The 23829-nt window shown below is 70.5% G+C and carries 10 protein-coding genes; 8 read left to right on the top strand and 2 right to left on the bottom strand.

Annotated elements, in window-relative coordinates; translation table 11 throughout:
* Window positions 1-58: 58 nt before the first annotated feature.
* The gene (locus ABFX45_RS31060; RefSeq protein WP_109638093.1) at window positions 59-1234 is read right to left on the bottom strand and encodes an MFS transporter; all 1176 of its coding nucleotides are present in this window, start codon (window positions 1232-1234) and stop codon (window positions 59-61) included.
* Between the two features lie 104 nt (window positions 1235-1338).
* On the opposite strand from ABFX45_RS31060, the gene ABFX45_RS31055 reads away from it, so the two are divergent.
* Window positions 1339-2289 carry a LacI family DNA-binding transcriptional regulator gene (locus ABFX45_RS31055; RefSeq protein WP_211337424.1) on the top strand — a complete coding sequence of 317 codons (951 nt, stop codon included), beginning with the start codon at window positions 1339-1341 and terminating at the stop codon, window positions 2287-2289.
* 24 nt (window positions 2290-2313) lie between these two features.
* Here ABFX45_RS31055 and ABFX45_RS31050 read toward each other — a convergent pair whose 3' ends face one another.
* Complete coding sequence (locus ABFX45_RS31050) at window positions 2314-2853, bottom strand: molybdopterin-dependent oxidoreductase (RefSeq protein ID WP_346133766.1); 540 nt, start codon at window positions 2851-2853, stop codon at window positions 2314-2316.
* Between the two features lie 94 nt (window positions 2854-2947).
* On the opposite strand from ABFX45_RS31050, the gene ABFX45_RS31045 reads away from it, so the two are divergent.
* From ABFX45_RS31045 to ABFX45_RS31015, 7 genes are all read left to right on the top strand, one after another.
* Complete coding sequence (locus ABFX45_RS31045; RefSeq protein WP_346133764.1) at window positions 2948-3709, top strand: ESX secretion-associated protein EspG; 762 nt, start codon at window positions 2948-2950, stop codon at window positions 3707-3709.
* Window positions 3710-4114: 405 nt separating this feature from the next.
* Window positions 4115-4492, top strand: coding sequence for a hypothetical protein (locus ABFX45_RS31040; protein WP_346133762.1), 378 nt, complete (start codon window positions 4115-4117; stop codon window positions 4490-4492).
* A gap of 49 nt (window positions 4493-4541) precedes the next feature.
* Window positions 4542-6113, top strand: coding sequence for a PPE domain-containing protein (locus tag ABFX45_RS31035; protein WP_346133759.1), 1572 nt, complete (start codon window positions 4542-4544; stop codon window positions 6111-6113).
* Window positions 6110-6868: an ESX secretion-associated protein EspG gene (locus ABFX45_RS31030; protein WP_109638089.1), complete on the top strand. Its 759-nt coding sequence runs from the start codon at window positions 6110-6112 to the stop codon at window positions 6866-6868. Before ABFX45_RS31035 ends, ABFX45_RS31030 begins: the two co-directional genes overlap by 4 nt.
* 43 nt (window positions 6869-6911) lie before the next feature.
* The gene (locus tag ABFX45_RS31025) at window positions 6912-7424 is read left to right on the top strand and encodes a YbaB/EbfC family nucleoid-associated protein (RefSeq protein WP_109638088.1); all 513 of its coding nucleotides are present in this window, start codon (window positions 6912-6914) and stop codon (window positions 7422-7424) included.
* A 49-nt stretch (window positions 7425-7473) separates the two neighbouring features.
* A complete protein-coding gene (locus ABFX45_RS31020) occupies window positions 7474-9000 on the top strand; it encodes a WXG100 family type VII secretion target (protein WP_346133757.1) in 1527 nt (508 codons plus the stop codon).
* A 62-nt stretch (window positions 9001-9062) separates the two neighbouring features.
* Entirely contained in the window at window positions 9063-23825 is a 14763-nt protein-coding gene (locus ABFX45_RS31015; RefSeq protein WP_346133755.1) for a hypothetical protein, read from the top strand.
* Window positions 23826-23829 lie beyond the last annotated feature (4 nt).

Below are 23829 nucleotides of genomic sequence, written 5' to 3'. Positions count from 1 at the left end.
AGGATTGAAACTGGGGGAACCCGGCCGACGCCGTGTGTGTGGTGCGCGCACATCGCACCTAACGAGACTCAGGCGGCCGCAAAGCAGGCACCAACGCCAGCGCCGGCAGCAACAGCAACGGAACCACGAGCAAAGCCCTCAACACCCCGACCTCGTCACCGAGAAACCCGACCACCGGTGGCCCGGCGAGAAACGCCGTGTAACCGATCACCGCGACAACACTCACCCGAGCAGCCGCGCGAGCAGGATCGTCCGCAGCGGCACTCATCCCGACCGGGAACCCGAGCGCGGTACCAAGCCCCCACACGGCGACACCAGCGACCGCCACCACCGGCGACCCGCCGAACACCGCCAGCCCCACACCGGCAGCGGCCAGCAGCATCGTGATGACGAGCACCGGCACCCGCCCCCACCGGTCCAGCGCGATCGTGCCGAAGATCCGGCCGAACGTCATGGTCGTGACGAACACGCCGAACACCGCCGCGCCCATCGCCGGGTCGAACGAGTGGCCGTCGATGAACGCCAGCGCCACCCAGTCGTTCGCGGTGCCCTCGGTGAACGCGAGCACCAGCACCAGCATGCCGACCAGCAGCGTGCGAGGTTCCCGCCACGCCGCCATGACCCCGCTGCCGCGACCGTGCTCCGCGTCGCCGCCGAACCGGTACGTCCGCGCCGCCAGCAACGAGCCGACCGCGACCACCACCGCCACGAGCACCAGGTGCGTGGTCACCGGCAGGACCGCCCACGCCACCAGGGAGGTGAGGCCCGCGGCGGCCACGGTGCCGAGGCTCCACATGGCGTGGAAGCGCGGCATCACAGTTTTACCGAGAGCGCGCTCCACCTCCGCTGCCTCGACGTTCATCGCCACGTCACAGGTGCCGGAGCCGTAGCCCAGCACGAAGATGCCGATCGCCGTCAGCGCGACCGACGGGAAGGCTCCGATGCCGGCACCCGCCACCCCGAGACCTGCCGAGACCACCACCGCCGACACGCACACCGTGCGCCGGGCTCCGAGCCGGTGGGTGACCTCGCCCGCGGTGAGCATCGCCAGGAAGGCGCCCGCGGAAATCGACAACAGCAGCAAGCCCAGCGCGCCCGCGGACAGGCCGAGCGCGTCGCGGGCGGCGGGTACGCGGGCGAACCAGGTCGCCACGGCGACGCCGTTCAGTCCGAACGTGACCGCCACCCCCGCTGCGGCGGCCCGGACCTCGCGGCGTGGCGACGTGACCGTCATCCAGGCCCCCCTTTCTCGATACGGAATACATACCCCACACATGGAAGCGCTTCCACCGCAATACTGTGGAGATGACGGGAGAACGCAGCGCGACACTGGATGACGTGGCACGGGCCGCAGGCGTGTCACGAGCGACGGCCTCACGTGTGGTCACCGGTCAGGGCCCGGCGTCCGCGAAGGCACGCGACCGGGTCACCGCCGCCGTGACCCGGCTGGGTTACGTGCCGGACGCCGCCGCCCGCGCACTGGCCTCCCGCAGCGGTACCCGTCTCGCCATCGCCGTCATCGGCCACACCGCCGCCGTGCTCGACGACCCCTACGTGGGGCGCGTCCTGACCACGGCCGCGCACATCGCCGCCGAGCGCGAGGTCGGCGTCTCCCTGCACTGGCTACCCCTGAACGAGCCGGTCACACTCGCCGCGCTGGCCGGCAGGCGCGGGCTCGGCGGGTTGCTGGTGGTCAACCCGACGCGACCGGCGCTGGAGACGGTGCCGCGGGACCTGCGCGGCCGGGTCGCCGCGATCGGGGTGGGCACGCGTCACGTGCCGTCGTTCGACGTGGACAACCGCACCGGCACCGACGGAGTCGTGCGCCACCTGGTGAGCACCGGCCGGCGCCGGATCGCGATGGTCACCGGGCCGTCATGGCTGCCGTGCGGCGATCGTGCCGTCGAGGCCTACACCAGGGTGATGCGGGACATCGGCGGCGAGACCAGGGTCGTTCCCGGTGACTTCACGGCCGCTCGCGGTGCCGCGGCCGCCGCCGAGATCATGGCGCACTGGCCGGACACCGACGCGGTGTTCGCGCTCAGCGACCTCACCGCGCTGGGTGTCCTCGACGGACTGCACGCGCTCGGCGTCGATGTGCCGGGGGACGTGGCGGTCGCCGGGTTCGACGACATCGCGTTCGCCTCTCTCAGCCGTCCGGCGCTCACCACGTCCACGCACCCGGTGGAGGACATCGCCGCGGCGGCGGCACGAGCCGTGCTCGACCGCGGTGGCACCGACCGCGTCACGTGCTTCCCGTCCACCCTCGTCGTGCGCGAAAGCGCCTGACTCAGACCACCGTCACCGGATGCTTCACGACCGCGCCGAAGAGGTAGCCCTTCGTGTTGTACGGCGACTCGTCCGGCTGGTCGCCGGCCCGCACCCGCAGCACGTGGGACCCCGGCGTCGCCTGCCACCGGGTCCAGGGCGCCGCGCGACACCGGAGTGACCGGCCGCCACGTCCGCCCGTCCGTGGACACCGACCCGCCGCACCCCGCCCGGCGCGCGGGCCCGTCCGGTCAGCAACCGCCGCCCGGCAGGCAACGTCGCGTCCCACGGCAGCTCGAACGCGCTCTTGGCCACCTGCGTGGTCACCAACGTGCCCGCAGCCGGACAGGAGGGTCCGAGCACCCGGTAGAACTCCGTGTCCCACGGCGAATGCAGCGAAGTCTCCGACACCTCCACCGACCCCAGCCACCTGATGCTCGCGATCCCGACCCACCCCGGCACCACCAGCCGCGCCGGATAACCGTGGTCCACCGGCAGCTCGGCACCGTTCATCTCGCAGGCGACCAGCACGTCGTCCAAGGCCTTGGTCACGGGCAACGGCCGCCGCACCCGCCCGAAGTTCACCCGCCGGTCACGTACACACCGATGTCAGGCTCGTCCGGGTGCAGATCCGGGCCGGTTGCGGCCAGTTCCCCGTGCCCTCCCCGATACTGCTGTCGTGATCACGCCCGAATATCTCCTGTCGCCGCGTGAGTTCGAGGTGCTGTGGCGGACGCTTCGGCTCGGACGGATGCCCTACCCGCTGGACGTGCCCAGCGAGGGAGCGACCGAGCAGGAGGTCAGGACCCTGCAGCACCAGACGCTCGCCCGGCTGCGCGAACGCGGACTGGCCGACGACGAGCGGCTCGAGGACCTGCTGCGGCTGCTCGACGACCACGAGGTGTCCGTGGACGCCGTGCTGGGGCTGGACCGCACCGTGCGGGCGCTCGCGGCCTCCAGCGGTGACCGGGCCGTGCTGGCGATCATCGACGGCGACCGCGTCGGCCTCACCGAGATCAGGCCGACCGGTCTCGCCCGCGAGATCGTGCGCGTGCTGCCCGAGGGCGAACCCGGTCCCGGCAGCGCGATGTCCGTGCGAGCGGACACGTTGCAGCAGGCCGCCGCGTTGCAGGAAGCCGAGCCTGAGGAGGAGTCGAACGACCCGTGGGGCGCGGCCGACGACGAGCTCGACGACACCCGGGCGCTGCAACGCGCCGGTCTGTCCGCACAGGACGCACGCCAGCTCGGTGAGCTCGCCTCCAACCGGGTCGCGGGTGGCCAGTTCGGCGTGACGCACGGACGTCAGCGCGCGGACGCCGTCATCAACTGGTTCGACACCCGTCAGGGCCGCTATCTCGTCGTCAACTCTGGCGGCTGGCTGAGCCTCTCCCCCGCGGACAACGACCGCATCGCCACCCGAATCGACACCGTTCTCGCCTGACATTCCCGGAACCGGACAATATTTGTCATTGATCATTCGGGCGCGCACTCCGGTGTGCGCCCGAATTCGTCTCATCGGTTGAAATCACTCGGATCGGCGACACTCGCCGTTGCGGAATCGAGATCAAGACAAGCCTAAGAACCGATCCGAGACGCGTGTGATTTAGGCCACACAGGACCCCGGTCAAGGCCCGATCCGGTGATGTGAACAGAGGTCGGATGCCCGTTCGGGCACTGGATCGAGAGCGCTCTCACAACCTGGGGAAACGATCTTTACGATCACCGGTCGTCAACCCGGCGGTGGCCCGTTTCACTGCGCCGCAACAGATTGTGAACGCGAGTCTCAATTGGTTACCCGCGGCGTGGAAAGTAAGCGATGTACATGAAGCTACTTGATACTGCACGCATGTACATCGTCGGTGACAACGACGCTGTCGCATTGCGCGACACCGTCAGCTCGGGTCAGGTGCAACTCGACCCGGCCGCGGGCGAAGAGCTCCGCAAGCAGTTCCAGGCTCAGATCGACCAGGTCGACGCGTGGATCGAACACGCCAACACCAGCATCGCCCGTCCCGCACCGCTGGGCGCCAACCCGGTCGGCGACGCCATGCGCGACAAGTTCACCCACCGGGCCGAGGGTGAGCAGTACTCGTTCGTCAGCGTCATGACCGCGTACCGCACGGTGCTGGAACAGACGAAGAACTCGATCGTCGAGGCGATCGAGAACTTCACCCGCCTCGATGAGGACCAGCAGACCGAACTGAAGAAGATCATGAACAGCTGATCCCGGCTCGGATCCAGCTGACTCCATCGACGCGAGAGGCGAGCCGGTCATGCCCCCCGAGACCGACCCGAGCGAGTTCGAGAACAAGCCGGTCCTGACGGACCCCCAGAACTGGGCGTCACGCTCGCACCAAGAGCTCTACGCCGCTGTGCACAACAACAACGATCCCGGTCAGGCAGGCCAGATCAGCTCCGAGTGGGGCAAGTACGGCTCCGAGCTGACCGAGGCCGCCCGCACGATCAACGCGGTCATCACCGCGTCGGAGTCCAAGTGGACGGGTGCCGCCGCCGAAGCCGCCCGTGAGGCGATGAAGAAGCTCGGGACGTGGGTCGACGAGACCGCCCGCACCGCCGTCGAGGTCGGCAACAAGGTCGCCGAGCAGGGCCGCGTGATGGAGAACGCGCGAGCGCAGATGCCGGCGCCGATCCAGTTCGACTGGAACAAGGCCGCCGCCGCGCTGTCCCAGCCGGGCACACCCGCGTTCGTGCTGGCCTCCGCCGACATCGCGGCGGCCAACAACGCGTCGCGCGCCGCGCACGACCAGGCGGTCTCCGTGATGACCAACATGGAGAACAGCTCCCGGCAGATCGACACGTCGGTGCCGGTCTTCAAGCCGCCGTTCAACCCGACCACCGGCCGGATCGAGGAGCCGGTGCTGGCGCTGCCTCGCGCGGCCGGAGCGCCCACGCTCAACGGTGCCGAGGGCCTCATGTCCACGCACGCCGCCGCGAGTGGTGCCGCGACGGCCACCGCGCCCGCTCCCGCCGGTGCGCCGACCGGAGGCTCGCCGCAGGGCACCGGCGTCAACACGCCCGCCGCCGCGGCCTACACGCCGTCCGCGCCCGGCTACACCCCACCGCCCAGCGCGGGTGGTGGCGGAGGAGGCGGCAGCTACACGCCGCAGATGCCGAACTACAACCCCGGCAACACGAGCGCGGCAGCCGCGACGTACACGCCGACGGCTCCCGGCTACACACCACCGCCCAACCCCGGCACCACGTACACCAGCGGCGGCGGCAGCAACTACACGCCGCAGTTCCCGACGGGCGGCACGCCGTACACCGGCACGGGCCCGTCCGGCACGCAGCGGCCGAACACGAACATCCCGAAGGTTCCCGTGGTGGGCAGGGACATCCCGAACCCGAACTACACGCCGCAGAACCCGAACTCGCCCAAGGGAATGACGACGGGACCCGGTATGCCCGGTGGTCCGGGCGGCGGCGGTGGTGGCGGCGGTGCCTCGTCGGGCATGAAGCCCGGCGCGATTCCGAACTTCGGCGCCGCGGGTGGTGGCGGCGGCTTCGGTGGCGGCGCGGCCGGTGCCGGTGGCGCCGGTGGCGCGATGCAGCCGGGTGGCACGGCCGGTGTGCAGGGCCAGGCCCGTCCCGGCATGCCGATGGGCATGGCGGGTCCCGGCGCGGCCGCCGCGGCCGGTGCCGGCATGGCCGGCGCGCCGATGGGCGGCGCTCCCGCTGCCGGTGGCAGGGGCGAGGAGGACAAGGAACACCGGTCCGCCAGCTACATCATGGGCGGCGACCTGTTCGAGGTCCCCGGCGAGAACCTGCCCCCGTCGGTGATCGGCGGCGCGAAGCCCAAGAAGAAGGGCACCGACGCCTCGTGATCACCCCCGAGTTCCTGTTGTCGCCCCGCGAGTTCGACGTCCTGTGGCACGAGCTGCGGCTCGGCCGGATGCCCTACCCGCTGGACGTGCCGAGCGAGGGCGACACCGAGCAGGACCGCCGCGTGCTGCGCGAGAAGACGCTCGACGAGCTTCGGCACCGCGGCCTGGCCGACAACCACCGGCTGGAGGAGTACCTGCGGCTGCTCGACGACCACGACGTGTCCGTGGACGCGGTCGCCGGGCTGGACCGGACCGTGCGGGCGCTCGCCGTCTCCAACGGCGAGCGGGCCGTGCTGGCGATCATCGACAACGACCGGGTGGGGCTGCTGGCGATCCGGGAGACCGGCCTCGCCCGCGAGATCGTGCGGGTGCTGCCCGACGGTGAGCCCGGCCCCGGCACCGCGGTGAACGTGCGGGTCGAGACGTTGCAGGAGGCCGTCGCACTCCAGGAGTCGGAGGAGGACGACTCCGAAGACCCGTGGGGAGCGGCCGATGACGAGATGGACGACCGGGCCGCGTTGCAGCGGGCCGGTCTGTCCACTCAGGACGCGAAGCAGTTCGGTGAGCTCGCGGCGAACCGCGTCGCGGGCGGCCAGTTCGGCGTCACCCGCGGCCGGGCGCGCTCCGGTGTCGTGATCAACTGGTTCGACACCCACCAGGGCCGCTACCTGATGGTCAACTCGGACGGCTGGCTGAGCCTCTCGCCGACCGACAACGACCGCATCGCCACCCGAATCGACGCTGTGCTCGCGTGAAAACGCGTTGGTCGCAGTTGAACCGCCGCCGCCGGAGGAACGTGTGAATCCCGCGAACCCCACCCAGTGGGTCGAAGAGTACGAGGCCAAGCTGGCCGACCTGAAGAAGAAGTCGGAGGACCTGCAGGAGAACTTCGCCGCGTCCACCGCGACCGTCACGTCGAAGGACGGTTCGGTGACGGTGACCGTGGGCCCCAACGGCGGCCTGCAGAACCTCGTTCTCGGGCACCGCGCGGTCGAGCTGGGCTCCGCCCGGCTCACCGCCGTGATCCTGGAGACCGCGCGGCACGCCCAGAAGCAGGCGGCGGAGAAGGTCCTCGAGATCTTCAAGCCGCTCGGTGAGGGCACCGAGGCGTACCAGATGGTGTCCGACTCGATCCCGTCCGACGAGGAGGTCGACGAGACCGAGCCCTACGAGGAGATCGACTCCTACGACGAGCCGGAACCCGCTCCGGCTCCCCCGGTGAGCAGGCCGGCGGCAGCCCCGCAGCCGCAGCCCGTCCGCGGACGACGCCGCGCGGACGACGACGAAGACGACGACAACCAGCCCTGGTGAGGACACAGCGATGACCGCTCCCCAAACCCCACTCCCGTCTCCTCCCGGGATGAACATCACCGAGGAGAACAAGCTCAAGGGCTCGTTGTTCATCGAGGCCTACGGCAGCCTGATCGACGGCATCAGCAAGGACGCGGAGTCCGAGGCCGAGAAGGCACTCGACATCACGTTCAACGCGATCGGCGCGGCCTCGGCCACGGTGATGCTGGCGATCGACCCGCTGGGCAGCATCATCGGCGCCGGTGTCGGCTGGCTGATCGAACACGTGTCGTTCCTCCGCGACGCCCTGAACCAGCTGATGGGCAACCCGGAGGAGATCCAGGCCAACGTCGAGGCCACCAAGGCGCGCGCGGCCGAGCTGCGGGTGCTGGCCGAGGACCACAAGAACGGGCTGGCGACGTTCGACGGCTGGACCGGTACGTCGTCCGAGCGCTTCAAGGCGTCGATGGACGGCATGTCGCAGGAGCTGGACGAGCTCGCCAGCGCCGTCGAGACCAAGGCCAAGATCGTCGCGATCATGGGCATGCTGGTCACCGTCCTGCGCGACATCGTCCGCGACCTGATCGCCCAGCTGATCGGTTCGCTGATCGGCGGTGCGCTGATCGCGGCGGCCACGATGATCCCGACGTTCGGTGCCTCGATCCCCGCCTTCATCGGCTTCGCGGTCGGCAAGGCGGTCGCGCTGGGCACGAACATCGCGGCCCGCGTGGCCCGCGTCGTCGCCGCCCTCGGCCGGCAGATGAAGCGGATCGGCGACCTCGACGACATCATGGCGAAGATCAGCAAGGGCTGGGAGCGCTTCGAGAACTCCGCCGACGTCGCCGAGATCGGCTACGAGGGCTGGAAGGCTTCGAACGGTGTCGACAAGAAGATCGACGAGGCGGTGGCGAACAACCAGTCCGGTGGTGGTACCGCTACGGCTTACGCGCCCAACGCGGTCGCCAACGCCCGTGTTGGCACGGTCCAGGCGGAAGCGCCCACCATGCAGGCCCTCTCCCGGGCTCAGATGAACACGGTTGAGGCTGAGCCCATGCACGCGGTGAGGCGTATGGCCGCGTCCGAGCCGATGCACGTCGCCGAGCCGATGCAGGCGTTGCGGCCGATGCAGGCCACGGAGCGTGTGGTCGCGGCCGAGCCGTTGCAGCCGTTCCGGACGGCGCACCGCGTAGAGGCCGTCCAGGCCGAGCCGTTCCAGGCGGCACATCGCATGGCGGCGGCTTCGGACTCGACCGTGGCGTCCGGTGTCTCGATGACGGCAGGAACGCCGGTCCAGTCGATGCAGGCGCGGGAGATGTACAGCAGCGTCGAGGCCACCCCGGCCGAGCCGCTGCAGCAGGCGGCGGCGTTCGAGCCTCTCGCGCGGACCCAGATGTCGCACACCTTCGAGGCTCTCGAGCCGACGAGGGAGAACTACAACCCGCTCCAGGCGCACACGGCCTACTCGGCCCCGGCCGAGGCCTCCGAACCGCTCCAGCGCGCCGCGGCCTACGAGACGACCGCCCAGTCCGGCGGCGCCCCGGTCCAGCCGCTCCGCCCGGCCGTGATCCACGAGCGGTCCACCAGGCCGTCGGAGTAGTCCCCAGCCGGGACCCTGCCAACCCTGCTTTGTTCTGACGCAGCACTGGAGAAAAGCCGCTCATGGCCAAGGGGAACGCCAATCCCGCACCGTCGCCGTCGCCGAACACGAACCCGGCGCCGAACCCGACGCCCACCCCCTCGCCCACGGGTACCGGTGGGGGCAACCTCCCCACCGGCAACAGCGGCTTCTCCATGAACGACTCCTCGATGCAGGGGTTGCAGAGCAAGGCAGGGGACCTGGGGTCCCGGCTGGCGAGCATCTCGAGCGGCCTGCGCGGCCTGAACTTCAGCGGCAACGCGCTGGGCCCGATCGGCCTGTTCGCGGTACCGGCGCTCAACGCGTCCAACGACAACGCGGTCTCCCAGGCCGACAAGGGCGCCAAGGCGTTCACCGACGTCCAGGCGAACCTCAAGGCCACCCACCAGACGTTCGTCCAGACCGACGCGAACCAGCAGAAGACCTTCGGCTCGTTCGACACCTCCACCAACGCCAAGCCACCACCCGGCGCGGCCAACACGACGCTGGGCAACAACGCCCAAGGCGGCCCCAAGGTGTCCGGCCCCGGCTCCATCGCCGGCGGCGGCAGCGTCAACACCAAGGGCAACAACGCCCAAGGCGGCCCCAAGGTGTCCGGCCCCGGCTCCATCGCCGGCGGCGGCATCAACACCAAGGGCAACAACGTCCAGGGCGGCCCGCACGTGACCGGACCGGGCTCGATCAAGGGCGGCGGCGGTCTCACCGGTGGCGGGGCCAAGCCTCCCGGCGGTCCTGCCGTCGGTTCCGTGCCCAACATCAAGGGCGGCAGCGGTCCCGTCTCCGGTGGCGGCGTGAACACGCCCGGCGGCCCCGCTGTCGGCGCCGTGCCCAACATCAAGGGCGGCACCGGCCCGGTCACGACCGGTGGCGCCAAGGGTCCCGGTGGTCCCTCAGTCGGTGCCGTGCCGACCATCGCGGGCGGCGCGGGCCCCGTCTCGACCGGTGGCACCAAGACTCCCGGCGGTCCTGCCGTCGGCGCCACGCCGAACATCAAGAGCGGCACCGCTCCACTTTCCGGTGGCGGCGCCAAGGGCCCAGGCGGCCCGGGTGTGGTGGCGCCCCCGGTCATCGGCGGCGCCACCCCCGGCTCCCCCGCGTCCTCGAGGCCCGGCAGCACGCCAGGTGGCAAGGGCCCCGGAATCCCTTCTGTGCCAGGCGGAACCACACCCGGCTCGACCACCCCTGGCTCCAAGCCCGGCGTGACCCCACCCGGCCCGCAGAACGCCGTGACGTCCCCGTCGACCAGCGGCCCGCGCGGCAGCACCCCACCTCCCACCGGCGCCCCTGGCATGGCCCCGCCCATGGCTCCCGGCACCCCCGGTGCTCAGACCGGAGGCGAGAGGGGCGGCAACAAGTTCGGTGGCCCTGGCAGCAGCAAGGGCGTGTTCGACGCGCCCAAGCCCGGCACCCCCGACAGCACCATCTCCAAGCCCCCACCCGGCTCGACCACGACTCCCCCGCCCGCGCCCAAGCCAGGCACCCCCGGATCGCCGGCCGCGGGCACTCCGGGCTCGCCGGCAACTCCGGGTTCGCCGAAGCCAGGCGTCCCCGCCACCCCGCCTCCGGCAACCCCAGGCACTCCGCCCCCCGCAACCCCCGGCTCGCAGAGCGCGGTGACCACACAGCCTCAGAACAGCCCGCCACGCGGCGGCATCACCCCAGGGGCCACACCTCCCGCAGCAGCCGCAGCCGCCGCCACCCCGCCAATGGCACCGGGCGGAGCGAACCCCGGCGCAGGCACGTCCGAACGCGGCGGCAGCAAGTTCACGCCCCCGCCCACGAACACGGGCAAGGGCGTGTTCGACGCGCCCAAGCCCGGCACCCCCGACAACACGATCTCCAGGGCCCCAGGCACCTCGCCGTCGACCCCACCCCCGGCCCCGAAGCCGACCCCACTCTCACCGCCGCCGGCGTCGACGGTGCCGCCGGCGTCGACGCCCAGCCCGAACGCGCCCACCCCGAACACGCCCACCCCGAACACTCCGGGCCCCAACACGAACACCGCACCACCCACCCAGTCGCGCCCGGCCCCAGCCGCGCCGCCGCTGAACACGCCTCCGACGAGCGCACCCACGGCCAACGTTCCGCCCGCGAACACGCCGTCCCCCAGGCCGGACACGACGCCGTCCACGCAGCCGCCAAAGGCCGACACCGCACCCGCGCCGACGCGGCCCGCACCGGCCACGCCGACGCCGAACGTCTCGCCCGCGCCGAACCCGGCGACCAACGTGCCACCGCCCGCAACGCCGGCACCCGCGCCGAACGCCAACACGCCGCCGCCGAACGTCCCACCGGCGAACACGCCCTCCCCCAGGCCCGACACGGCACCCAACGCCCAGCCACCCAAGGCCGACACGCCACCCGTGCAGACGCGGCCCGCACCGGCCACACCCACGCCGAACGTCTCGCCCCCATCCGCGCCCAACGCCAATACGCCATCGCCGAGCCCGAACACGCCACCGGCGAACACGCCCGCGCCCAACGCGGCGGCCAACGTGCCACCGGCCGCGCCGCCGGCACCCGCGCCGAACGTCAACACGCCATCGCCGAACCCGGCGACCAACGTCCCACCGGCCACAACGCCGTCCCCGGCGCCCAACCCGAACACACCGCCGGTCAACGCACCTGCGACCAACGTGCCGCCGGCGAACCCGGCGCCGACCCCCAGCAGCCCGCCGGTCAACACACCGTCGCCGAACCCGGCGCCGAACGTGCCGCCCACCACCACGCCCAACCCCGGCGACTCGGGCGTGAAGACGCGTCCGGCCCCCGCGGCGAACGTTCCCTCGACGTCGCCCAGCACCAACACCACGGCGAACACCACCGCCGCACCCGACGTCGTCGTGGCGCCGGTACCGAGCCCCGGCCCGAACGCGCCGTCGCGTTCGAACCAGGCGCAGTCCGACAGCGACTCGGACACCGACTCCGTCTACGAGGACGCCTCGGACCAGACGGTCGAGCAGCGGATCGAGAGCTACAAGGCCGATGACCCGAGGCAGGACTCGCGCTGGCAGGTGACGCCGGACGGGTTCAAGTACCTGCCGAACCAGCCGTCGGAGTTCGTCGGCATCCACGTCGACGCTGACACCACGATCGGCCTGACGCCGTACATGGCCAAGCAGTGGCTGGCGGACAGCGGGATCGACGTGCCGGCGAACAGCGGTGTCAACGAGTCGATCATGCCGCTGCTCTACGACCCCGAGGTGGGCGGCGGCAACCGCAAGCCCGAGTCGTACGGCATCAACAACGCCGCAGACTTCCACAACGAGCTGATGGGCCTGGCCCGCGAGAAGCACATCCAGGGCCAGCAGCACCTGGTCGACGCGGTGAACGACGTGGCCAACCACATCACCAACCGGTACCCGCCGAGCGACTTCGCCTATGTCGGCCTGGGTCGCAGTCCGGCCGCCGTGGTCGCCGCGCTGCAGAACCAAGGTCACGACGCGGTGTCCATCCCGCTGTCGAACTTCCGGCCGCCGCCCTCGGACCCGAACTCGATCCTCGCCCCGTCGTACGCGGCACACGGCGGCAAGGTCGATCCGTTGACGCCCCAGCAGCAGGAGATGCTGAACGCCCACTTCGACGAGTTCCTGGGGAATCTGCCCCCGGACCGCAACGTGGTGCTGATCGACTACACGCAGGGCGGTCTGTCGCTGGTGTCGGCGCAGCACCAGCTGCAGCAGTACCTGAGCGACCACAAGGGATCGGACGCGAACGTGCACGCGTTCGCGATGCACCAGGACATCGACACCGCCAACCTCGGCAAGACGGTCGACGCCGCCGCGAAGCCGGGGTCGTTCAAGGAGGCCGTCTGGGAGACGGTCTGGGACACCGGCCGCGCCGCGGACCGGCAGCAGTGGGCCAGCCGCTTCGAGGCGTTCCCGATCACCAAGGACAACCCGCTCGGCGACGCGTTCCGCAAGGAGGTCTTCGACGACCTCGCCGAGTACGGGTCGTACAAGATCCTCGACCAGAACCCGGCCACGTTCGAGCAGGACCGCCCCCACCGGGAGCACAACACCCCGCCCGGCACCACGACCGGCTACGAGGTGCTGGGCGACGCCGTCCGCGAGGGCAGCCCCGACACCGACACCAACACGGCCGTGGACAACAACGCCTCCGCGCAGAACAACACCGGCGACAACCGTCCGGCACCGACCAGGGACACCCCGCCGGCACACCCCGCGCCGAACACGAACACCAGCCCGAACACGAACGCCGACACCAAGACCGACGCACCGAAGCAGGTCCGCAGCGGCGGCGCCCCACCGGCGATGACCCCGCCGACCCCGGAATCCCACCGGGGCAAGGACGTCCTCACCGACGAGTCGTGGCGGCACGACCCGGCCAAGACCGCCGACTGGTCCCAGCCGAACAACCCGGCCGACCGCAGCACCTGGGCCGACCGCCGCAACGACACCGACGTCCGCACCGTCGACGTGGTCGTCCACGACGTCCGCACCGACAGCACGCCGTCGAACATCAAGTCCTACCAGGGACTCATCAACTACGACCTGCGCCGCATCGAGACGACCCCCGGCAGCTTCGTGCAGGAGTACACCGTCAAGGTGCACGTCGACCCTGCCGCGGACGTCGACCCGGACGTCGTGCAGCAGGTCAAGGACAACGCCACCGCCGGCGTGAACAACCTGCTGAACCAGGGTTTCCGGCTCCCGAGCGGTGACCAGTTCCACCTCAACCTCGAGTTCACCGACAACAAGGCCGACGCCCACACCAGCATCAAGGTCGACCCGAACAACCCCAACGTCGACCAGACGCACTGGAACCCGGACACCAGCCAGGAGGTCCTGGCTCACGAGACGCTGCACTACCTCGGCATTCCCGACGAGTACAAGGACTCCAGCCGGGTCTTCCAGCAGCACGACACCAACTCCGGCGTCCACCAGAACGACGGCGGGCTGATGGGCGCCGACGTCCACCTGCCAGACCCCGGCATCCGGCCGCGCCACCTGTGGCTGATCGAACGCACCGCCAACAGCCAGGTCATGGTGCCCGACACCACGATCAACCCGGCCGGCCCCGCCACCGTGCCACCCCCGCCCGGCTGGACCCCGCCGAGCAGCACGAACCCGGCGCCCGACACCACGACCAACACCGACACCGCGCCGAGCACCAGCCAGGACACCGAGACCCGCGGCATGCCGAAACGCGCCGCCGGCTGGGACAGCGACAGCGACTCGGACACCGACGCACCCCCGCTCGACGAGCGTCCCACCAAGAAGAAGTACGACGGCCCGTCGTACGGCGAGCCCGGCCCCAGCAACGCCGGACCGTCCACTGTGGACGCCGACCAGAACACCCAGGCCGACGTCGACATGCACGACGCCCAGACCGACAGCCAGGTCGACGCCCTCACCGACGCGCTCAACGACCTGTCCCTGGGCAACGTCCAGTACAACAAGGCGTTCGGGGACCTCGCGAACGACGGCTTCGACCTGCCCACCAAGGACAACTACCTCGCCAAGCTCAAGGAGAGCGTCGAGGCGGACAAGCGCCCGTCCTTCGTGGTCAACATGATCGTCAGCCACAACGATCTGGGCAGGATCAACGACGTCATCAACTCGATCACCGCCGACGCCGGGCCCACCGGCAAGGACATGGTGTTCGTGGTCGGTGTCAACGGCCCCAACGGTTCCGGCGCCAGCATCGCCTCCAGCATCACCCAGGCGAACACCGCCGTCTCCGGCAGGCCCGAGCCGATCGCACTCGTGCCGCTACCGACCTTCGACCCGAAGGACGGCTTCCCCTACGGCACGATGCGCAACGAGACGATGCACAGCCCTGCCACGACGTTCGCCATCGGCGCGCTGAACGGCAAGGGCACGCACCCGTACATCTCGTTCCAGGACTTCGACACCGGCTCGCGCAAGGTGACCGGCGACCAGAAGGACATCTTCAACCACTTCAAGGACTCGCTGAACCCGCCGGGCGCCGGCCCGATCCGCCCGCTGCTGTACTCCGGCGGGTACCGCGTCGGCGACCCGAACGCGCTCGTCAACGACACCCGGGCCCGGATCGACAGCGAACGCAACAAGGTCAACAGCGACACGAAGCTCTCGCCCGAGAAGAAGGCGGAGAAACTCGAAGAACTGCGCGTCGCGGAGCAGCAGCTCCAGAACCCCGCCGAGTTCGTGCAGAAGTTCCAGCAGGCGATGAGCGACGACATGGACGCGCGCAACCGCCAGAAGGACTCGGCTCCGCTGCTGCCGTACTCGCCGGAGCCCAACCTCTTCATGGACGCGAACGTCACGGTCGTCGACCCCGACGTGAAGTTCAGCAAGGACGGCAACGAGTTCGGCGGCCTCAGCCAGTCGATCAACAAGTTCGCCGGCAACGAGATCGCCGAGATCCACCAGAACCAGCTGCAGAAGCCGGAGCTCAACCAGGACGTCAAGCAGGCCAAGGAGAAGCTCGAAGCCGACATCAGGGCTCAGGGCGGCACGCCCAGCCCCGCCCAGGCCAGGGTTCTCGCCTCGCTCGACGCCGAGATCAAGGCCAAGGAGATCCGCGCGGCGGCCGATCCGGAGTTCACGGGCAAGGCAGAGCAGATGGTCGTCGACTCCGGCATCGACGTCGACCTGAAGACCAACCGCAACCCCTACCGCGGCGAGAACTTCACCAGCGACTTCGTCAACGGCGCCGTGGGCACCGACCTGTCTCGCCTCGCGCTCGGTTTCGCGAAGAGCGAGGGCAAGTCGTGGCCGCAGTCGCACGTCGCGCTCACCTCGGTGACGAGCCGCATGTACGCCGGTGTCCCGGACGCGACCGGCAAGGTCGACCCCCAGGCCGACCGGGCGGCCAAGGCCGACGTGTCCGGTGCGAAGATCCGCGACGAGTTCCAGGACAAGAAGCCCAAGGCGGACGGCAGGGCGAACCCGAAGAACAAGCCGCACGAGCAGCGCGAAGCCCAGCAGCTCGTCAGGCACACGGAGACCGGCAAACAGGGCGGCTGGAACCCGTCGGACGCCGACGCGAAGAAGCTCGGCATCCAGGACAAGAACACCCTCAGCACCGCGGTCTCCGCCCCGGTCGAGGGGCACGGGCACATGGGCATCGACCCGACGGCCAAGCAGGAAAAAATGGCCGCGATGCTCAACCTGGCGTTGTCGTCCAACCCGAGCAACGTCACCCGCACGTTCGGCACGCTGGAACACGGCGTCCTGCCGATCGCGGCGGACCCGCGGCCGGACGGCATGTTCAACGCCGTGCACGAGGCCATGGTCTCCAACGCCGCGGCCAACCCCGCCCCGTCCGGTTCCAAGAAGGGCAGGGGCAGGGGCAACGCCGCTCCGGAGATCAAGTCCGCGAAGGACCTGCGCGCGGGCGCGATCCAGAAGGGGTCGATCGCGTCACCCGCGATCACCAAGCAGATCGCGAACTTCCGCCAGGAGCACGGCCTGGAGAACGGCCACCTGGTCACCGCGCTCATCGAGCCGGGCCCGGCGCCGAAGACCGACATCCCGGCGCACTTCAACCCCGGTTCCGGCGATGTCGCGGTCGACAACTCCACCGAGGACCCGAACTGGACACCGCCCACCGCCGCTGCAGCCGAGGCCGACGCCAAGGAGAACGCCGCCGAGAAGAAGGCCGACAACGCCAAGACCGCCAAGGCGGAGGAACTCGCCGCCAAACTGCTCGCGACGGAGATCGGCCGGCCGATCACGATCCACGGCCCGAACGGCACCCAGACGACCGTAGAGCCGTTCTACGAACCCGCGCCGGAGATCAACTCGAAGTCCAAGCCCGCGGACATCAAGAAGGCGGGGAACTGGGCGCCGCCGACGTTCCCGCCGCCGCTGGAGCTCGACGGGCACCCGCAGCCGAACGGCAAGACGCGCTTCACGCCGCACGACCCGGCGAACCCGCCGCAGCGGCTCGACGATCCGGGTGAGGGCCCGTCCGGCAGCGGCCCGATGGACGTGGATCCCGACACGTCGCGCGGCAACCCCGGCCCGTCCCGCGACGACGGTGATCCCGGCCCGTCGACCAGGGGCGCACCGCCCGCACCGGACACCGACACGCGCCCCGCGCCGCCCGCACCGGACGTGGAGACGCGACCGGCACCGCCGAGGCCGACGCCGAACCCGGTCATCCCGATGACCGTCCAGGCGCCGCCCGCGGTCGGCCAGGTGATGCCTGGAACCCAGGACCTGCCGGAGTTCTTCCAGAGCAACAAGGCGCTGGGCACGATCGCGCCGACGGACGTGCGTGGCGCCGAGAACGTCACCAGCGCCATCCCGAACCTCAAGCCCGCCGACGCCGCCCGCATCCAGCAGGCGCTCAACGGCGACTTCGAGTCGTTCCTGGACAACGGCCGCAACTTCCAGGTCAAGATCGGAAACACCTGGTACGAGGCGAACGTCCGCGCCACCATGCAGGCGCAGACCGCCACGGCACCGGTGGAGGCACCGGGCGTCAAGGTCGACATGGGTGCGCAGTCGGGCAACTCGTCCTCGACGACGCACACCGTCGCCACGGCCAACGACATCGGCGGCTCGGCCACGGCCGGTGTCGCGATGGGCCCGTACGGCTCGCTCGGCGGCAAGGCGCAGCTGGCAACGCCGGCGCAGGCGCAGAGCACGTCGTCCTCGCTCACCGACCAGCGGATCATCCGCGCGGGCGAGGGCTCGACGCAGGCCACCGTGCAGGTGTCCTACGACATCACACTGACCGACGCCAACGGCCGCGTCACGACCATCGACCCGGTCACCACCGGCACCGAAGTCACGCTGCAGATCCCGAACGACCTCGCGAAAATCGTCAACTCGGGTGCCGCGTCCGCCGCGGTCACCCCGCCGGACGCCAAGTGGGGCGCGAAGATCGAGCACCCCGCACCGGAGGCGGTGTCGGTCGGCAACCAGCAGAAGGCGTTCGCCGACGTCGCGGCGAAGCTGCACCCGTCGATCACCAAGGTCGGCTCGCCCGGCCGGGAGGCGTTGCAGAACTTCCTGAGCCCCACCGAGATCCGCAACAACCTCGGCGCGATGCTCGGCGGCGCCTACGTGACCTCGCCGGACCTGATCAGCCCGCACGCGAGCAAGGGCGCGGCGGTGCAGATGACGGCCAAGCTGCACACCGCGGAACTGGTCGGCACGCTCGACACCGGACAGCTGCGGCTGCACGAGGTCGCCTCGCACAGCAGCGGTGTGTCCTCGACGACCAAGTCCGGTGGTGACGTCACCGCCGGGTTCGGCGGCAACATCGGTGTGCCCAACGCGGTCGGCGGCCAGGTCGGCGCCACGCTCGGCTACTCCGCGCGAGTCGCCGAGAACGTCAACGCGGGCACCAACACCAGCCACCGCACCGGCATCCAGCTCAAGGGCGACACCGGTCTGTACAAGGTCACCGCCGAGGTCGAGGTCCGCACGCCCAGCGGTGCCGACGTCAAGATCCCGGTCACCACGTACCTGCGGCTCGGGCTGCCGGAGGCAGGTGCGCTGGGCCTGCCGACACCGGACGGCACCAGGAACAACATCGTCGACGAGTCCAACAAGGGCAAGAAGTTCCCTCCGCCCTACCTCGGCGACGCGCTCGCCGCGGGCAACGCCAAGGTCGGCGAGTTCGAGGTGGCTTCCGAGGTGCAGAGCCAGGTCGAGGGCGCGTTGCGTGACCTGCCCGGCTTCGGCAAGTTCCTGCCCAACTGGAACAACCCGGACGCGAACCCGCGCAGCAGCAAGGGCCAGAGCTTCGGCGACGTCGCCGAACAGCTCGCGAACCAGCGCAGGCTGACCTCACAGCTCTCGCCCGCGGCGCTGAAGGCCAACATGGACAGCCTGATGGGCCCCGGCGTCCAGGTGCAGCTGAAGAACAGCGGCAAGACCAGCAACACCTACGTCAACATCACGGTCAAGGCGAAGGTGTCGGACCCGGTGCACCTCGGCCAGGCCGACGCGCGCAACGTCCGCGAGTCGTCGTCGACCGGCCCGAAGCTCGACAGCTCGACCGCGACCACCAAGGGCTGGAGCGGTGGCGTCGAGGGCAAGGTGACGATCCCGGCCAAGACCAGCGTCGCCTCGCTCACCCCGACGCCCCAGTTCGGCGTGAAGTACAACCACTCGTGGACCGACAAGACCTCGGCCGGCCCGACGGTCAACAGCACCTCGCTCAACGTCGGCAGCCCGAACGCCCAGGTGTTCCGGGGCGACGTGGAGTTCGAGGTCGAGATCACCACGTTCACCCGGCCTCGGGCGTGGGTGCGGCGGATCGTGCCCGGCGCGCCGGGATTCCACTCGCCCGAGCAGAGCACCGTCGCCAAGACCGGGGACGGCGGCCTCAAGCCGATCAAGGGCGGGGTCAACCTCTGGGTGTCCGACAGCTCCACTTTGGACACCAACCCCGGCAACGGGTTCAAGCCCGGTGACCCGGAACCCAAGGTGCTCAGGAACGCGCCGACGGTCCAGCAGCTGCTGACCACCGGGCCGAAGGAGAAGTCGCCGGACTTCCTGCACGTGGAGGCAGTGGCGAACACGACGGCGCTGCGCGACCAGGCCGTCGACGCGCTCAACCGCGCGGCGGGCGGCGACTCGGCGCTGACCGTGCCGGGCACCGCGTCGCGCGCCCAGATCGACAAGATGTTCTCCCCTGAGAACATCAAGGCGAACCTGCGCAAGCTGACCGAGACCGGCATGCAGGAGCAGGGCCTGAAGTACGACCGGCGGGTCACCGACCGCACCGGCGCGATCGGCGTCTCGTTCCAGCTGGCCAACCCGAGGCTCGTGTCCATTTCGGACAACACCGGCACGGAGAACGCGCACACCGGCGGTTACAAGGCGAGCCAGTCGTCGTCCACCAGCCGTTCGGCCGACATCACCGGTGGCGTCAACGTCCCGGTCAAGCCGAACGTGACCGCGCCGCCCGCCGGTGAGCCCACGCCTGCCAGCGGTTCCGGCGGTGCCGCGGTGGCAGGCAAGGTCACGCCGTGGTCGGACTCGAAGTCGTCGTCCACCGAGGTCGGCGGTAGCCACGACCGCAACTTCGTGACACCCGGTGGCGCGCGCACCGTGCTGGTGCAGCTCGACGCGGACGTCACGGTGGTCGGCGAGAGCCGGGCGGGGAACTTCCTGCACGGCGGCACGCCGAAGGCCGAGGGCGCGACGGTCACCCTGCCGAAGTCCGTCTTCGTGCGCGTGACCGAGGACGTCGCGCGGGACATGGGTCTGCTGCCCGACGTCCAGCCCAGCGTACCCAGGCCGGACTTCCCGAAGATGGCGCCGCCCTCGACGGTGGCCAAGGACCAGCCCGGCGCACTGGGTCTGTCCGTTGTGGAGAGTGCACCGGACCTGTCCGGTGTGGTCGCGCAGCTCACGCAGGACGTCAACGCCAAGACCGCGAAGCGGTTCGGCGACCCGCTGCTGCCGGACTCGGTGCTCAGGGACTCGATGAGCAACCTGCAGCGCCTGGTCGACTTCAGCTCACCCGCCAGCGTCAAGGCGATGATCGACAGCGCGCTGGACGGCGGCGTGCCGTTGCTGGTGCACCAGCCCGGCACGTTCGGCAAGGACTCCTACCAGGTCACGTTGCGGGCCAGGGCGGACACGCCGAAGTTCCAGGAGGTCGTCAACGACGGCGTCGAGATGGAGTCCACGATCTCCGGCTCGCACAAGGTGAGCGACGGCCAGGGCCGCGGCACGGGCTGGGGTCTCGGCCTCAAGGCGCCGGGCCTCGCGGCTCCCGGCAGCGCGAACCCGAACGTGTCCGGCACCGCGGGTGTGATCGCGGCGGCGAACATCGGGCAGTCGAAGAGCAGCTCGGTCACCACGTCCACGACCGACCAGTTCGGCCACTTCCGCGCCGCGAGCGGACCGGCGGCGCGCTACACCGTGCCGATCGAGTTCGAGCTCGTCGTGGAGAAGGGCGACAAGGTCGTCGCGACGGCCCCGAGCGGCCCGCAGGAGATGACCGTCCGGCTGCACGCGGACAACCAGAAGGTCGCCGGACAGGCGAACCCGAAGCCGTACTGGACGGAGATCCACACCCGCACCGCGGACCAGGGCAGCCCGCAGGCCGCTTCGCAGTGGCAGATGAACGGCAACCCCGCCACCCTGATGCCGGGCGCGTCGGTGGAGAACCTGCGCGGCGCCAAGGACCTGCGCGAGGCGACGATCCGGGCGCTGAAGGACGCCGGCGCGGGCAAGGGCCTGACCGGCAAGGGCACGGGCTCGTTGAACAGCCTGCTGGCCACGCTGAGCCCGGAGAACCTCCAGCCGCACCTGCCGTCGATGCTGTCCGGGCCGTTGACCGTGCCGGGCCTGCACGAGGCCGCCCTGACGTTCGGCCAGGACGCCGACGTCAAGGTCTACGCGAAGCTGGTCGACCCGTCACTGGGCGCGCTCAGCGACAACGTGGCGATGGAGAACCCGAAGTCGCAGGCCACCTCGACCAGCGGCGAGGCCAAGGTGACCGAGAGCGGTGACGTGTCCGTCGGGCTCGCGACCGGTGGCGCGGGCATCAAGCAGAACACCGATCCGAAGGACAACGTCAGCGTCGGCGTGAGCGGTGTCGAGCTGCGTCACGCCGCCGAGGACTCCACCGCGAACTCCGGTGGTCCCACCGACAACAAGACGAACAACCTCAAGCCGAAGGCCACGACCGGCCTGGTCCAGTTCGGCGTCGAGTACCGCGTCGTCGCCACGATCGGCGGCAAGACCTCCGTCGTCGACCTGTCCGTGCCGAACTCGGCCGCGGTCCGGATGCCGGCCGCGGACGCGCAGACGGTGCTGGGCCACGAGTTCGGCCAGGACCTGAAGGACGCGCAGGCCGAAGTCAAGAAGGCTGCGGACGACTGGCGGACCGCCGAGGTCGCGGTCGACACCGCCCGGCACGACGCCCAGCGGGTGATCAACGAGGCCGCGGCGAAGCTCGCCAGGAACGACTCGGAGTTCACGCAGGTCCAGATCGACTACAACGCGGCGATCGAGCGGCACCTGGACGAGCAGGCCAAGCTGCCACCGCTGGAGGCGCGGGCGGAGACCGCGAGCCGCGAGGCCGTTCGCACGCTCGACACCGTCGCCGAGCTGAAGCCCCGGGTCGACGGTCTCGGTGCCGTGGCGCTGAGCACGCAGTACGAAGTGGACGGCGCCAAGGCCGATCGCGACGCCGAGGCGGAGTCGCTGCGGTCGCTGGAGGACCAGCTGGCTCGCACACCCGACGCCGCCGGCCTGCGCGAGCAGGTCGACGCCGCCCGTCTGGCGCACGCTGACGCGGAAGCCGCGGTGCGGACGGCCGAGGCGGAGGCAGGCGCCGCCCGGACGGCCTTGCACGAGGCGCAGCGACAGCTCGCGGACGCTGAGGCCGAACTGGTCGTGCAGCGCGGCGAGGCGGAGACCCGGAGTGCGGACCTCGCGGCGCAGCAGGAGATCGTCGCTCAGGCCGACGCAGCCCGCACGGCGGCGGAGACCCGTCACGAGCAGGAAGTCGCACGGCTGGACGCGGACCGCGCGGCGCACGAAGCGCGGATCGAGGAAGCGGAGACCAAGCTCGACGACGCCCGCCGTGCCGCTGACGACAAGCAGAAGCAGTGGTGGGACAAGAAAGCGGTCGTCGACCAGAAGATCGCCGAGTACAACAACCCGCGGGTCGAGGCGGAGTCCACCAGGAGCGCGCCGCCGCCTCCCGACGCACCGAGCGCCTCCGGCAACGACACGGCTGCCACCGAGACGCGGGCGCCCAGGAACGTGCCCGACGTGGTGATCGACAGCCACCTCAAGGCGTTGACGGCGGACGCGATGCAGAACGCCTCGCCGCTCGCCAGGGACGTGGAGGCCGCGCTGCGGACCAACCCCGGCACCTACCTCGACCACGAGGCGGGCCTGGACCTGCTCCGGGCGTCGGTCGTGCTCGACACCAGGGCCGACGACATCGCCACGATGATCCAGCGGCACGGTGTCGAGGCGGTCGCGCGGTCGTTCAACCGGGAGTTCGGCCGCCCGATCATCGAAAGCGCTCAGCTGCAACAGTTCGGCGACCTCGGCACGCCGGAGAGCCGGACCGCGTTCGACGGCTGGGCACACCGGATGTCGGAGACGATCAGCAAGGCCGTCAGCCACAACAGGACCGGGCTCGGTGCGGCCACGGGTGCCGAGCCCAAGACCACGTTGCAGGACAACGGCATGGTCGACGAGGACGTGGTGGTGCCGTCCGCTGCCCCGGCGAGCACCCTGCCACCGGCCAACGGGCAGACCACCAACACGTGGAGTCCGCAGAGGACGATGCAGACCCAGCTCGGCGCACCGGCGACCAACCCGGCCGTGCCGGCGCCGATGCCCGCGCCGTCCACCCAGCAGCAGCTGCGGTACCTCAACGAGGACGTGCTGGTCCGCCAGCCCACCCCGCCGACCTCCCCCAACGGTCTCTACGCCGCGATCGGGCAGGCCAGGAACGTGGATCCGGCGACACTGCGCCAGCAGGTGGTGAGCCTGGCCGCCACCCACCAGGCGGTGAGCAGGGCCGTGGCCGACTTCACCGTCAACCGGCCGATGCACCAGGGCCATCTGTACGGCGCGCTGGTGGAGAACATCAACTGGCACATGCAGGCGGACCCGGCCGAGAACACCGGCGCCGGCAACGCGCGCGACCTGCTCGGTCACCTGATCGCGACCCGGCTGAGCGTCAACGTGCGGATCCACCAGCCCAACGGCAACGTGGTCCTGCTCCGGCCGATGGGTCCGCCGTTCGAGGAGACCGTCGACGTCGAGATGGTGATGGACGGCCGCCAGGTCACCTACCGGCTGCGCCAGGGGGTACAGCCCGGCGTGCAGATGCATTAGCGTG

The organism is Lentzea roselyniae (assembly GCF_039537795.1).
Lineage (GTDB): Bacteria > Actinomycetota > Actinomycetes > Mycobacteriales > Pseudonocardiaceae > Lentzea > Lentzea atacamensis.
Note: the sequence above shows the minus strand (reverse complement) of the source record. Positions and strands in the feature narration are given on the sequence as shown.